Raw genomic sequence first — 13,718 nt, 5'->3', positions numbered from 1 at the left:
CTTCCTTGCGCTGGCCGCGATTCGGGCACGGGAGATCGCTGACCGGTTGGACGCGATGATTCGCGAGACCTCGGATCTGTCTGCGCCCTTCCGTCCCCCGCCTGTCCCCCGTGTCCACCTTCTGTCCCCACGGGGGCCAGGCGCGATGCGTCTCGACTCTCGCGAGAGAGGCGCGCTGGTTGCCGGCTACACGTGAAGAGGGGAGCGCCGCAATCGCTTCGTTCTCGTCGGCGCTAAGAGATCCCTGAGTAGTGCCTGGGGGCAATGCAGCAGGGGCCGCAGTGGTCGGGGCTCGTCCCACGGGCCGGATCCATGAGCGACTTGTACCTTTATATTCATGTATGTAGATATTCGTGGTGTGGTACGCAAGCACGACAAGGAGCTGCGGCGCTTTCGTCGGGGCCTGTTCTCCCTGGACGCTGCTGATAGTGGCCTGGCCTCTGTGCTGCCCGCAGGCGTGCTGGAGCAGTTGCAGGCGACGGGAAGGACTGTGCCGCGTCGTTTCGGGCCGGTGCGCTCGGTGACCACCCAGGATGCCGTCCTGACCGTTGTTGGGGACATCACTGACCAGTCCGTGTTTCTGGATGAGCCAGGCCGGGCTGGCAGTGTGCTGATGCTGTCGATCGCCGCGCAGCACAAGCGGTTCGGTACTCGCCCGGCGGTTGACCCGGGGGAGGCGCGGGCTTGGGTGGGGGAGATCGTCGGCCCGTCCTGGCTGCCGCACGTCTACTCGGCGGGTGCTTTGACTGGTGCTGCCGAGGGCGGATCGTCGGTGTCGAGGCCGTTGACGACGCTGTACTTCTATCTGTTTCTGGGGGCGGACGGTGTCCCGCACGCCGAGCCGGGGCACCGGCTTGGTGTGGAGTTGTTTCCGCTGGGCGACATGCCCTGACGGTGGGGCTGTGTGGCTTAGCCGGGCAGGGTCATGCGCTGGGTGGCGATGTCCCAGGTGCATTCGGCGTAGAGGCGGTTGTAGTCGTGGTCGGCGCCGGGGGCGTTGGCGTTGCAGTGTTCGTAGCCGTTGGGGCCCGTGCGCCAGTAGAAGCCGTACTCCTCGCACTCTGCTTGGCCGGGGAACTTGCCGGTCCAGATGGTGTTGCAGTCCGGGTGGCATTCGTATCGCTGTCGGCCGGTGAAGGCGCAGCGGGCCAGGTCGCAGTGTCCGGCGTGGAGCTTGTTGGGTGGCGTCAGGCAGTTGGGGCAGCGTTCGCCGGGAGCGGTTTGGGTGGGGGTGGTTGGTGTGTCTGTGGTGAGGTTGCCGGTCCACAGGCTGTGGAGGGTGCGTTCGAGTTCGTGGGTGTGGGCGACGGTGTGGAGGTCGAGGGTGCGGTGGAGGAGTTCGCGGAGGAGGAGGGTGGGGAGCTGGGTGGTTGCCCAGTGGAGGGTGATGCCGTGGGTGGGGTGGTGAGTGATCCAGTTGGTGCGCAGGCGGGTTGAGGTGGTGAGGGGTATGTCGGGGTTGTTGGTGAGTCGGGTGATGCGTGCACCGTGATCTTTCAGCCATTGTTGGCCTGTGTGGGCGTAGAAGCGTGCGAGGGTTCGTCGTGCTTTGTCGGGGTTGATGGCGTGGCTGCGGTGGAGGCGGATTTCGTTGCGGCCGGCGGGCAAGTGGAATCGGGTGACGGGCTGTTCGTCCTTGCTGTCGGGGACGATGCGGAGCTTGTGGGGGTGGCCGAAGATGCGGAAGGTTTCGCCGTCGGCGAGGTGGAGGGTGGGGTCTTCGGGGGCGCTCTCGGTGATGTGCGTGAGGCGGTTGTAGATCCAGGTGCGTCGGCGTTCGATGATGCTGGTGGCCTGGGCGTCGGTGGTGCCGTGGGGGCCGCGTACGACGACGTGGCCGTTGGTGGTGACGTAGGCGTCGAAGCTGGTGCGGTTGGTGGTGCGGATGGTGACGGGCAGGGCGCCGACGTTGATGGTGCGCTCTTCGTGCTGGGGCATTGAGGGGCTCTCTGTGGGTGTTGGGGGAGGGGTTGACCCCCTCCCGTATAGCTAAATTCTACTAGGATTGAGGGGAGGGGCAACCTCCTTGATCCTTTGCGCGGGTCAGCCGTGCAGGCCTCGCTCCACGGCCGCTCGCACCGCCTCTACCTCGGCCGCCAACGCTGCCTCTGCCTCTGCCAGCCGCGCCCGGGACACCTTCAACGCCCTCGTCGTACGGGCCAGCCGCTGCGCCTGTGCGGCCCGCAGCGCAGTCAGCCGTTCCACCTGGCTCCGCTGGTGCTGCACCTCCGCCGCCCGGATCTCCGCGCGCGGCCGGCGAGGCGCCTGCTTCTGCCCGGGGGTGGGCCCACTCCTGCTCCGCTGCATGTGCTTGGCGGCGAAGGCATGGAACTCCTGGAGGGGAACGAACTTGACCGGCTTCAGGTGGGTGCCGGTCAGCAACGCCACCTTCGGGAAGTCCTCGTGGCGGGCCGCCCAGTTGGAGACAGCTGCCCGGCTGAGGCCGACGAGCTTGGCGGCCCCGCTGAAGTGGATCAGCTCGGCCTCGCGGCCGATGTACTCCTTGCGGAGCCAGGTCCCCGTGCCGTGGCTGCCGTTCACCTTCCACCTGCCGGGTTGCGGCCGTCCAGCAGGGCGAGGAGGAAAGCGAGATCGGCAGCCGCTTCGGTGAACAGCGTGGCAGCAGCAGCCGACGCCCTTCGGTCCTCGTCGGCCTGCGCCGGATCGTCGCACTCTTCGGGGTCGTGGGTGCAGTCGACCTCGGCGACGACGAGCCCTTCCGCCGTGACGATGCTGTGGTGGGTGCGCACAGCCTCCGGGCTGGCGTCCTTCACCTCGTTGCCCTTCACATCCCAGGAGACGGTGTCGGAGAACAGAGTGGGAAGGGCTGCTTGGGCCACACGGGCGCGGATGCCGTCGAGACGCGCCTGCATCTCCCCTTGCTGACCTCCCCACCGGGTGAACTGTTCCGCGGTGGCGTACCAGTGGTAGCCGCTGCGGAAGTGCAGTGATTCGGCGGTGAACCGTCCGCCCAACAGGCTGCGCCAGTCGTCGGTCGTCAGGAGGAGCAGCGATCCGTCTGCGCGCATCTGGTCGATGAGGCGAGTGGTGGCGCTGACGTCCGGGCTGTCGATGTCGCGGATGTGGCGGTAGGTCTTCGGGTCGTATCCGGTGGTCCACAAGGTGCGCAGGGCGAGGTCGAATCGCTGTACGGGGTGGTCGTGTGCGGTGAGGGTGTTCAGGATGTCGGTGCGGGTGGGCCGGTGCATGGTGCTGTTCCTTTTGGGGTGTGGGCGGCCTGGCACGGTGTGCGGGGCCGCCCCCGTTGACGGTTGGTAGGTCAGTCGGTGTCGGTTGCGTCCGCTGCGGGTTGCCCGGCTGCTTCGTCGCTGGTGCCGTTGTCCCGCTTGCGGCGTGTCGCGACGACTTCGGCCTCGACCTCGCTGAGCGCGTAGCCGTGTGCCCGGAGGAGTTCGAGCCACTGGGCGGTCTGGGCGTCGGGGGATTCCCAGGCCCGGTCGTGCAGGTGCTCGTGCTCGAACATCGCCGCGACCTGCGCGAAGAGCAGACGCCAGCGGCGCGTCTTGCCGGTGCGGCTGATGAGCGGCCGGAAGGGCTGGCTGACCCGGTTCCACTGGTTGAGGTCGTGGTTGGGGTCGGGGACCTTGAGGAAGCGGGCGGTGAGGTCGGTGCGGCGGCGGGTCAGGTACCGGGAGTACTCGTGTGAGGTGCCGGTGATCGTTTCGAGGATGAGGACCCAGATGTCGTCAGGGGCGTCGCCGGGCTGGTCGCACAACGAGGTGATGAACTCCTGGCGGACCTCCCGGGCCGAGCGCCACGCCTTGTTGTAGCGGATGACCTTGCGGCGTGCTTCCTTCGCGAGTTCCTTGCTCTTGGTGTCCTCGGGGGTGGCGCCGGGGGCTTCGTGCTGGTGCTTCTTCCAGTCCGCGCACAGCCACGTCACTTCCGTCTCGCGCGGGTGCAGGGCTGCCGCGTGTCCGGGGCACCGGGCATGGAGATCGGCGGTGAGCGGGGTGCCGAGCTGCGACAGGAGGTCTTCGAGCGGGCGGGCAGCGGTCTCGTGCCAACTCCACTTCCATTGCAGGAGTGTGATCCCGGAGGCGGTGAGTTCGGCCAGGAGCTGCACCCGGCGGGCCTGCTCGGCCTTGCGCTCGCGCAGTTCCGCCATGGTGTGCGCCCAGTTCCCGCCGCTGGAGCCCTCGGCGAGGTCGCACCGCTTGGCGTTGGTCAGCTTGCGGTGGGCTTCCGCGATGTGCTCCACCTCCTGGAAGTCGGCCAGTTCCAAGAGGTCGAAGTCGGAGTTGATGCCCTGCTTCAGCTGGGTGTCGGTGAGTTGGGCGGCCTTGTCGGCGGCGTCCATCTGGGCGGTGGAGATACCGATGGTGCGGGCGTGCTTGTCACGGACGGCCGGCGGGAGGTCCATGAGGGACAGCTGCCGGGCGGCGTCGATGTAGTCGCGGGCGTGGGCGTCCTGGCGGTGCTTGTTCTCCAGGACGGACAGGGCCAGGGCCTCGTCGTCGACGCCGGTGAGGTCGTCGCGGATCAGTGCGGGGACCAGCCGGTAGGGGCGGCCTTCGGCCTTGGCCTTGTCGGCGGCGAGGACGGCGGCCTTGTTGCGGCGCTGCCCGAAGACGATGCCGAGGCGGCCTTCCTGGTCGCCGGTCTGCGGGCGCAGGAGCAGCAGGCTTTGGACGCCGACTTCTTCGACGGAGGCGATCAGGTCGGGATCGGGTTGGGTGCCGTCCTCCTTGCCTTCCTCGCGGTAGCGGCGGTGGTTGTACGGGTCGACGACCAGGTCATAGGGGTCGACCCAGGCGAACCGGCCGGTGAAGCCGGGCACAGAGGCGCTGCCGCTGTCGGTGGTGGTGTCGTTGTCGGTGCTGGCCGTGATGGTTGCGGTGCTCAAGGCGGGTCCCTCGGGTGGGGGTGCGGGCAGCGTGTACTGCCCGCACCGGTGGATGAAGTGGGGATCAGGCGGCGGGGGCGGGCTTGGGCTTGCGCTTGGCGGGGGCCTTCGTCGCGGTCTTCTTCGCCGTCGTCTTCTTCGCGGCCGTGGCGCGGGAGGCGGTCGTCTTGCGGGGTGCGGCGGGGGCCTTCTTCACCGGAGCCCTGCGCGGTGCCGGCTTCTTGGCCACGGGTTCGGGGGCGGCTTCCACGGCCGGGGTGGCCGGTTGCGCAGCCGGGTGCGGTGCAGGAGCTTCGACGGTGGGTGTCTCCGGTGCCGGGGCGGGCTCCGGGAGGATGCGGGTCCCGCCCAGGGTGAGGGGGAGGCGGTTGCCGTAGAAGGCGGGGAAGAGCCGGATCTGCAGGGCGAGCATCACGGTGTCGAGTGGCGCGGTCGTGTCGTCGAAGTAGCCGGAGGCGTTGTAGCGGGGTGCGTCGGGGTTGGTGCTGTAGGTCTGGAAGCCCTGGCCCCGGAACTGGCGGCGGATGCCGACGGTGCGTCCGTCGGAGTGGACGAAGCGCACGGTCTGGGGGTCGTCGCTGGTGGTGTCGTCCCTGTCCCAGGTGTCGCCGAGGGCCTGGGCGACCTGGTCGGTGAGGACGTAGAAGTCGAGAAGGGGCATGCCGGTGGTGGGTGCGGTGGCCACGGTGGTCTCCAAGAGGTGCGGGTGGGCTGAGCAGGTCCTTCGGGGGGCGGTGGGTGTTCCGCCCCCGAGGGGGTGCGGTCAGAAGGGGAAGCTGATGAGCACGGGGATGCCGTCGGGGTTGTCCGGGCACAGGTTGCGGATCGCGGCGGCGGCTTCCAGGGGCAGGGCGGTGAACTGTCCGTCGTGCGTGACTCCGGTGAAGACGGCCGGTCCCTGAACGGGTACGGCTTCCCTGGCGATCTCGGTCTGGATGATTTCCGCGAAGAGGTTGGGGAGGTGGCGGGCGCGGTGGAGTCCGGCGAGGACGACGATGCTGGTGTGGCCGGGGCGGTCGAGGTAGGCGATGGCTTCGGGGGCGTCGGTGAGGGCACGGGCGAGGGTGGTTGCCTGCTCGCTGCGGGTATCGCCGAGGGTGTATTCGGTGACCTTTCCGTCGAGGGCGACACGAAGGGCGGTGACGGTGTCGGTCATGGGCTTCTCCTTGGTGTGGGCGCTGTGGTTCCCCCTCAGCTCGTAACTAAATTTTACTATCTTTGAGGGGTGGGTCAATTGCGTTCGTGCAGGTCAGAGGGGGTTTAGGGCTAGGTCATGCACCAGCCGGAATCGCAGCCGACATCGAGCGGAAGGGCCTCCTGCGCCGCCTCCACGGCCCGGATCAGCGGGCGTCCGGTGCGGGTGAGGAACACCGGGTCCTCGCCCTTCCCGTCCCACGCCCGTACCTCGTTCAGGGACTCCTCCAGGGCGCACGCCCGGAAGAACAGCGCGGGCCTGTCGCGCCTCATTTCCCTCCAGCTCCCCAGAGGTTTCAGGGGGCAGAACCAGCACGCCGACTTCGGCGGCATCGGCAGACCGGCGTCCGCGATCACCCGCTGGCAGTCCGTACGGCGCATCCCCAGGTCCAGCAGCGGATACACGACGTTCTCGTACGGCTCGGTGCGCCGGTTGCTGGCCCGGCTGATCTCGTCCAGGGAGATCCCGACGGCGACCGTCGCCGGATTCGCCGCGCTCGCCCCGTGCCCGCGCAGCCACCGCCCGGTCACCTTGATCTTGAAATCGCGGGTGCAGCCCCTGGTGCCGGGTGCACCATTGGACATGCGGATCGGAATCGGCAGGGCGCGGGAGCCCTGCCGGGTCATGCGCCCCCACAGGGTCTCCGTCTCCCCGCTGCCCAGGGTGCGATCCAGAAGGTGCAGGTCCAGGCCGTGTGCCTTCGCGTACGGGGCCGCCACCTGGCGCACGTACTCCAGGGTCTCCGGGTCTTCGCTGTCCTCGCCCACGTTGGCGAACAGGAACGTGCGGTGGGGGAGTTCCCCGCGGGCGGCAAGAACCATCAGGGCCGTGCTCTGCACCCCGCCGCCATAGCTCACCACGTCGAGGCTCACGCGGCGGCCCCCACAGCCTGCTCAAGGAGCTGCTGCGTCTGCCGGACGGCGGCGATCATCTTCGCCTGCCCGAGCATCCGGTCCCGGTGCTCGAAAGCGGCCCGCGCCTGCTGCCACGCGTCCTCGACCGCGTTGCGGTTGGCCAGGGAGTCGTCGCACGCCACCGTCACGCGGGGGCCGAGCCCCCACACCATCGCGTTGACCGCTGCGCACGCTGCGGCGATCGGGTCGATGTCGACCATCGCCCACTCGAAGTCGGCAGGGTCCAGGCCCCTGCGGCGGATGTTCTGGGCCGCGGAGCGGATCATGCCCCCGGTGCCGGCCGCCGGGTCGAGGATGCTCTGGCCGGGCTCAAGCGCCTTCCCGCCGTCGCCGATGTCGGCGGACAGGTCGGCGAGCGTGGACCAGGCCATCATGTCGGTGACAGGCGGGGGAGTGTGGAACTCGCCGAGCCCCTGCATGGCGCCGGTCGAGCGCATGAGTGTCAGGGTCGGCGACAGGACGTCGGCCTGGGACCGGAGGTAGGGGTCGGCGTGCCCGGTGAGGTCGAACAGGCCCTTGTCGAGCGCGGTCTTGGTGATCACGCGGACCATGTACAGCTCGTGCCGGGTGTGCTTGTCCTCGTTCGCCCACTCGTGCAGGATGCGGGCCCGCTCCACGAGGTCGGGGCGGTGCATCCAGTGCGCGCACCAGAGCTGTTGGTACATCTCCACCAGTTCCCGGTCGTCCTGGGCGAGGATCTGGGACTTGAGGTCCGGGCCGTCCTTGTCCTTCTGCCCGATGAGGGCCAGGGAGGCGACGATGCCGATCGGTATCTCGATGCGCGTGCCGCCGTGGTTCTTGTGCCAGCTGTTCGCAACGGCCTCTCCCAGGCTGAAGGCGCGCTCGGACGGATTGGCGACCCCGCCCGCCGGCATGGGGTGAGGGGTGGCGTGCAGCAGCGGTGTCGGGGTGCTGGCCGTGCGGCGGGTGTCGGGGCGCGGTACAGGCGCCTCGCGGCGTGGCGGCTGCGGTGTCGGAGCGGAGGGTGGGGTGGGCTCTTCGTCCAGGAGGGAGGCGAACAGGTCGAGCTGCATGACGTGCTTCCTTGCGGGGGTGTGAGTACGAGGCCGCCCCCGGCCGTGGCGGCCGGGGGCGGGCGGGGGCGGGCGGAGCTGTTGGGCCGGGGAGAGGGCGGGGGCTGTGCCCTCTCCTGGGCGTCAGGCGCGGTCGTCGAGCAGATCGAGGATGTGGATCAGCTCGCTCAGGTCCTCCACGTCGCTGCGCGGGGCGGTGCGCGACCGGTAGTAGGTGCCCTCGGAATCCCCCACCGCGTAGCGGCCGTTCATGAGCGTCACGTAGGAGACGTGCCCGTTGGGGAGGGTGATGAGCAGGACCGTGCTGTTGTCGAGCGTGGGCAGAGCCACGGTGCGCATGGCGAGGCTGTCGACGGTGACGGCGACCTCGACGGCCACGAGATCGAACGTGACGGTGTTGGCCGGGGTGAGGGTGCCGAGCATGGGTTTCTCCAAGTGTTGTGGTGAGGTCCCCCCTCACCTTCTAGCTAAATTCTACTAGAGGTGAGGGGTGGGTCAACTCATCAACCGCACGGCCCGGCCGGCACCGGTGAAGAGGGCCCAGTGCGGGCCTTCCGGGCACCCACCCCCGCAGGTAACGACCTGTCCGTGATCTAAACGGCGTTGCCAGCTTCCGGAACACCCCCACGCGGGTGGGGAGGACTCCGTGACGGTGAGCGTTTCGCCCGCCAGGTACGGAACACCCCCACGCGGGTGGGGAGGACCCCAGACGGGGCCAGGACGGGCGGACGTGGATCGGAACACCCCCACGCGGGTGGGGAGGACGTACCGTGACCGCCCCCACGACCGAGCAGCTGCGGAACACCCCCACGCGGGTGGGGAGGACGTGGAGTTCCACGGGGCGTTCTTCGTGGTCCACGGAACACCCCCACGCGGGTGGGGAGGACCGCGCCCACCGGCGCACCTCCGCGCGATCAGACGGAACACCCCCACGCGGGTGGGGAGGACCCGGACTGGCGTGTGCAGAAGGGGGGCCACTACGGAACACCCCCACGCGGGTGGGGAGGACTGGATCACGGTCCGGGCCCGGTGGGGTGCCCGCGGAACACCCCCACGCGGGTGGGGAGGACGCACCGGCCCGGGAGAGGTCGACTTTGGCGCGCGGAACACCCCCACGCGGGTGGGGAGGACTGTTCGGAGTGCGCGGCCGAGCCGTGCCCACGCGGAACACCCCCACGCGGGTGGGGAGGACTGTTCGGAGTGCGCGGCCGAGCCGTGCCCACGCGGAACACCCCCACGCGGGTGGGGAGGACGGCGGCGCGGGCCTGTGTGACGCTGTGCTCGCCGGAACACCCCCACGCGGGTGGGGAGGACGGGGTGCTGCCGTCCTCAGAGGTGCTCGGGGCCGGAACACCCCCACGCGGGTGGGGAGGACCTCGGGGAGCGGGTCCACCCGAAGACGGTCGCGGAACACCCCCACGCGGGTGGGGAGGACGTTCGCGCGCGCCTCCTTCAGCGCGGCCTGCGTCGGAACACCCCCACGCGGGTGGGGAGGACGGCAGCAGGAACGACAGCACCCCCACCGCCAGCGGAACACCCCCACGCGGGTGGGGAGGACCGCGACCTTGAGGCCGTGGAGGCTGGTGTGGTCGGAACACCCCCACGCGGGTGGGGAGGACATGGCCTGCGCGAGGCCGGTGACGAGGCCGTTCGGAACACCCCCACGCGGGTGGGGAGGACTGCGAGGTCCTCACGCCCGGACGCCGCATTGGCGGAACACCCCCACGCGGGTGGGGAGGACCGAGGAGGCAGCGAACATCCACTGCCGGGCAGCGGAACACCCCCACGCGGGTGGGGAGGACCGCTTTACGGCCGGCCGCCGCGAAGATCTCCGCGGAACACCCCCACGCGGGTGGGGAGGACTCCTCTGCGCCCGCGTCCAGGACGAAGACGCCCGGAACACCCCCACGCGGGTGGGGAGGACGCACGCGCGCGCTCCGAGAAGTCCGCGGCCAGCGGAACACCCCCACGCGGGTGGGGAGGACTTCACGTGGCCCCTGGAACGTGGTCACCGCCCCGGAACACCCCCACGCGGGTGGGGAGGACGGTGCGGGTGGGGCGGAAGGCAGAGCCTTCGGCGGAACACCCCCACGCGGGTGGGGAGGACCAGCCGATCCGGCACGCCTCCATTAGCGTCGACGGAACACCCCCACGCGGGTGGGGAGGACGCCCGGATCCCGCCGTCCGCATACGACAGGCCCGGAACACCCCCACGCGGGTGGGGAGGACATCGCCCGCTCCGGGTGCGTAACCCCCCAACGTGGAACACCCCCACGCGGGTGGGGAGGACCCTCCGCCCCAGCTGTAGGGGACGCCCATCTGCGGAACACCCCCACGCGGGTGGGGAGGACAGCTGCTGGAGCTTGGCCACGGTGGTGCCGTACGGAACACCCCCACGCGGGTGGGGAGGACCTCGCGCGGGCCAGCGGCTACGCCCTGGGCACCGGAACACCCCCACGCGGGTGGGGAGGACCTGGGCGAGGGCAGCGCAGGTGATCCACGGGTCGGAACACCCCCACGCGGGTGGGGAGGACGAGGACTCCTGCCAGTGTTCGAGAACGGTATCCGGAACACCCCCACGCGGGTGGGGAGGACCGTGTGCACGTCCTCCCAGCAGATCAGCGGGGCGGAACACCCCCACGCGGGTGGGGAGGACCCACGACTCGGACCATCCTTGTGCCTTGGCGGCGGAACACCCCCACGCGGGTGGGGAGGACGGTAGGGCCCTGTTGTCCTGGTCGCCCCGAGCCGGAACACCCCCACGCGGGTGGGGAGGACTCGTGGAGCTGCTGCAGGGACTGGCTGTCGTGCGGAACACCCCCACGCGGGTGGGGAGGACGTCCTCCCGGCGGCCCCGATTCCGGCCCCGAGCGGAACACCCCCACGCGGATGGGGAGGACACAGACCGGGCCCCCGCCTCCCCCGACAGCACCGGAACACCCCCACGCGGGTGGGGAGGACTCATCAGGACTGCGCGCGGCGGATCGCTGCGGCGGAACACCCCCACGCGGGTGGGGAGGACGATCGGAGATCTGGTCTTCTACGGGCCGTCAGCGGAACACCCCCACGCGGGTGGGGAGGACGTCGTCGAGCCGCCGGGCTATGTCCCGGCCGGCGGAACACCCCCACGCGGGTGGGGAGGACGCGGCGATGTGCGGGATCAGGTCGCGGATCAGCGGAACACCCCCACGCGGGTGGGGAGGACGAGCGGAGGCCGAGGATGTCGCCGGTGGTGCGCGGAACACCCCCACGCGGGTGGGGAGGACACCTGAAGGTTGCGCATCGGGTTCCCGGGGTCCGGAACACCCCCACGCGGGTGGGGAGGACCAGCACGAAGGCCGTCCGGCCCGCATCGTCGGCGGAACACCCCCACGCGGGTGGGGAGGACCGCCCAAGCATGCCAACCCCCCACACTTATTTCGGAACACCCCCACGCGGGTGGGGAGGACGTCGTCGACGGTGCTGTTCGGCGAGCACCTGAAGGAACACCCCCACGCGGGTGGGGAGGACACCCTCCCGTCCGGGGCCACGTACCTGCCCGACGGAACACCCCCACGCGGGTGGGGAGGACCCGTCACTACACCGACCGCGACACCGTCGGCCGCGGAACACCCCCACGCGGGTGGGGAGGACATCGTTGTGTCCATCGACCAACCCACCGAGGACGGAACACCCCCACGCGGGTGGGGAGGACCCCACCCTCCGCGTCACCGACCCGGGCTTCTACGGAACACCCCCACGCGGGTGGGGAGGACGGTTCTCCTGAGGGGTGAGGGGGTCAGAGCTGCGGAACACCCCCACGCGGGTGGGGAGGACGACCCGCTGCTGGTCGCCGACCTTGAGGACCACGGAACACCCCCACGCGGGTGGGGAGGACCTCTTCGTGGACGCGGACGCCGTCGCGGCCAGCGGAACACCCCCACGCGGGTGGGGAGGACGGCTACCGCATGCCGGACCACCTCACCAGCACCGGAACACCCCCACGCGGGTGGGGAGGACCCGCGTAGCGCATGCAGATGGGGCCGCTCCGACGGAACACCCCCACGCGGGTGGGGAGGACCGCCACTCCGGCTGAGCGTCGTAACTCAGCGGCGGAACACCCCCACGCGGGTGGGGAGGACCGTTCGACGGTGTGGACGAGAGGATCCGGGAGCGGAACACCCCCACGCGGGTGGGGAGGACTACTTGGCCGCTGCCGGGATCTTCGGCTCCGGCGGAACACCCCCACGCGGGTGGGGAGGACGACGCCACGGACGAGGAGGGACAGCTCGACCTCGGAACACCCCCACGCGGGTGGGGAGGACCCCCGGGCGAGAAGCCGACGAAGGAGGAGCAGCGGAACACCCCCACGCGGGTGGGGAGGACGCGCGCTCAGAAGGCCATCCGAGGCGCGGTTGCGGAACACCCCCACGCGGGTGGGGAGGACACTTCCTGACCTGGGCTTTAGGAGGGGCTTTGCGTGTTCTTTGCGTTTGGGGGTGGTTGTGGGGGTGCGGTCATGCGCATGAGTGTGAGGCCGTCGAAGTCGATGGGGACGCGTCGGCGGGTGCCTGCGGTGCGGATGGTGTAGCCCTGTTCGGTGGGGGCGGGGTGGACGAGGACGGCGGCGCCGTCGCCGACGACTGCGGTGACGGCTTTCCAGAGTTCGTCGCGTACGCGGGCGGAGACGCTGCCGACGAAGATGCCGGGGACGACTTCGGTGGTCCAGCGGGTGAGTGCGCCGCGGAGGTGGTCGGGGACGGCGGTGGTGGCGAGGACGAGCAGGGAGGGCATGTCAGTCGGTGCCTTGGGCGTAGTTGGTGCCGGCGGGCAGGGCGGCTGTGGTGGGGTCCCAGAGGTGGACCATGGGGGTGTCGTGGCGTTCGGAGCGTTCTTCGGGGTCTTCTGGTTGTTGGCCGGGGGTGAGGAGTGCCTGGATGTCTTTGACGATGCTCGGCAGGAGGCGGAAGAGGCGGAGTTCTTCGCGGAATTTTCGGCGTGCTTCTTGTTCGGGGTGGGTGGACTGGTGGAGGGAGAACGCGACGGGGAGGGTGGTGTGGGCTTTGTAGAGGTCGGCGATGTCGTAGACGAAGGCGTGCTGGGTGCCGGAGTGGACGAAGCCGAGTGCGGGGGAGCAGCCCAGGGCGAGGAGGGCGGCGTGGACGATGCCGTAGAGGCAGGTGTTGGCTGCGGAGAGGGCGAGGTTGACGGGGTCTTGTTGGTCCCATTGGTCGGGGTGGTAGTTGCGGCGGAAGCGTCCGATGCCGTGTTGCTGGGCGAGGAGTTGGTAGAGGGTTTTCATGCGGTAGCCCTCCATGCCTCGCAGTTCGTCGAGGGTGACGTGGGCGGGGATGTCGTCGTCGAAGCGCATGCCGTACATGCGGATGGCGATGCCGAGGCGGGTGGCGGGGGTGGCCCAGGCGTTGACCTGTTGTTCGAGCCAGTGGGTGGTGAGGGAGTCGGGGAGGATGCCGGCGTAGGCGCGGACGCCGCCCGAGCCGGTGCAGACGACGCTGGTGTTGTGGCGGGCGAGGGTGGCCAGGGCGCGGGTGGTGATGGAGACGCCGGGGCCCAGGAGGAGGCAGGAGAGGGCGGCGGTGGGCAGGTAGACGTGGTCGGTGCGGTGGTTGTCGGTTTTGATCTGGGCGCAGACGCCGGTGTCGTCCTGGATGACGCGGACCATGTCGAGGTAGAGGAAGGACAGGGAGTCCGCGACGCGGGGCAGCATG

At 69.9% G+C, this 13,718-nt stretch carries 12 protein-coding genes and 1 CRISPR repeat array; of the genes, 1 reads left to right on the top strand and 11 read right to left on the bottom strand.

Features of this window, described 5'->3' with window-relative positions; all coding sequences use genetic code 11:
* The first annotated feature begins 337 nt into the window (after positions 1-337).
* Positions 338-892: a hypothetical protein gene (locus tag ACFYVL_RS17345; RefSeq protein WP_389245511.1), complete on the top strand. Its 555-nt coding sequence runs from the start codon at positions 338-340 to the stop codon at positions 890-892.
* A gap of 17 nt (positions 893-909) precedes the next feature.
* On the opposite strand, the gene ACFYVL_RS17340 is transcribed toward ACFYVL_RS17345, so the two are convergent.
* From ACFYVL_RS17340 to cas1e, 11 genes are all read right to left on the bottom strand, one after another.
* Complete coding sequence (locus tag ACFYVL_RS17340; RefSeq protein WP_389245510.1) at positions 910-1,938, bottom strand: YgjP-like metallopeptidase domain-containing protein; 1,029 nt, start codon at positions 1,936-1,938, stop codon at positions 910-912.
* A 105-nt stretch (positions 1,939-2,043) separates the two neighbouring features.
* On the bottom strand, positions 2,044-2,541 hold the full coding sequence (locus ACFYVL_RS17335) for a hypothetical protein (protein WP_389245508.1): 498 nt from the start codon (positions 2,539-2,541) through the stop codon (positions 2,044-2,046).
* Positions 2,538-3,209, bottom strand: coding sequence for a hypothetical protein (locus ACFYVL_RS17330; RefSeq protein ID WP_389245506.1), 672 nt, complete (start codon positions 3,207-3,209; stop codon positions 2,538-2,540). Before ACFYVL_RS17330 ends, ACFYVL_RS17335 begins: the two co-directional genes overlap by 4 nt.
* Positions 3,210-3,280: 71 nt before the next feature.
* Positions 3,281-4,867, bottom strand: coding sequence for a ParB/RepB/Spo0J family partition protein (locus ACFYVL_RS17325; RefSeq protein WP_389245504.1), 1,587 nt, complete (start codon positions 4,865-4,867; stop codon positions 3,281-3,283).
* A 64-nt stretch (positions 4,868-4,931) separates the two neighbouring features.
* The gene (locus tag ACFYVL_RS17320; protein ID WP_389245502.1) at positions 4,932-5,552 is read right to left on the bottom strand and encodes a hypothetical protein; all 621 of its coding nucleotides are present in this window, start codon (positions 5,550-5,552) and stop codon (positions 4,932-4,934) included.
* A 78-nt stretch (positions 5,553-5,630) separates the two neighbouring features.
* On the bottom strand, positions 5,631-6,023 hold the full coding sequence (locus tag ACFYVL_RS17315; protein WP_389245500.1) for a hypothetical protein: 393 nt from the start codon (positions 6,021-6,023) through the stop codon (positions 5,631-5,633).
* Between the two features lie 110 nt (positions 6,024-6,133).
* On the bottom strand, positions 6,134-6,934 hold the full coding sequence (locus ACFYVL_RS17310) for a phosphoadenosine phosphosulfate reductase (protein ID WP_389245497.1): 801 nt from the start codon (positions 6,932-6,934) through the stop codon (positions 6,134-6,136).
* Entirely contained in the window at positions 6,931-8,010 is a 1,080-nt protein-coding gene (locus tag ACFYVL_RS17305) for an N-6 DNA methylase (RefSeq protein WP_389245495.1), read from the bottom strand. The genes ACFYVL_RS17310 and ACFYVL_RS17305 overlap by 4 nt, the downstream gene beginning before the upstream one ends.
* 123 nt (positions 8,011-8,133) lie before the next feature.
* Entirely contained in the window at positions 8,134-8,433 is a 300-nt protein-coding gene (locus ACFYVL_RS17300; RefSeq protein WP_389245493.1) for a hypothetical protein, read from the bottom strand.
* 191 nt (positions 8,434-8,624) lie between these two features.
* Positions 8,625-12,436: a CRISPR direct-repeat array (repeat unit 29 nt; unit sequence CGGAACACCCCCACGCGGGTGGGGAGGAC).
* Positions 12,437-12,453: 17 nt separating this feature from the next.
* Positions 12,454-12,783, bottom strand: a complete 330-nt coding sequence (gene cas2e, locus ACFYVL_RS17295; protein ID WP_389245491.1) for a type I-E CRISPR-associated endoribonuclease Cas2e — start codon at positions 12,781-12,783, stop codon at positions 12,454-12,456.
* A 1-nt stretch (position 12,784) separates the two neighbouring features.
* A complete protein-coding gene (gene cas1e / locus ACFYVL_RS17290) occupies positions 12,785-13,717 on the bottom strand; it encodes a type I-E CRISPR-associated endonuclease Cas1e (protein WP_389245939.1) in 933 nt (310 codons plus the stop codon).
* Position 13,718: the final 1 nt, after the last annotated feature.

Source organism: Streptomyces sp. NPDC004111, assembly GCF_042874215.1.
GTDB lineage: Bacteria > Actinomycetota > Actinomycetes > Streptomycetales > Streptomycetaceae > Streptomyces.
Note: the sequence above shows the minus strand (reverse complement) of the source record. Positions and strands in the feature narration are given on the sequence as shown.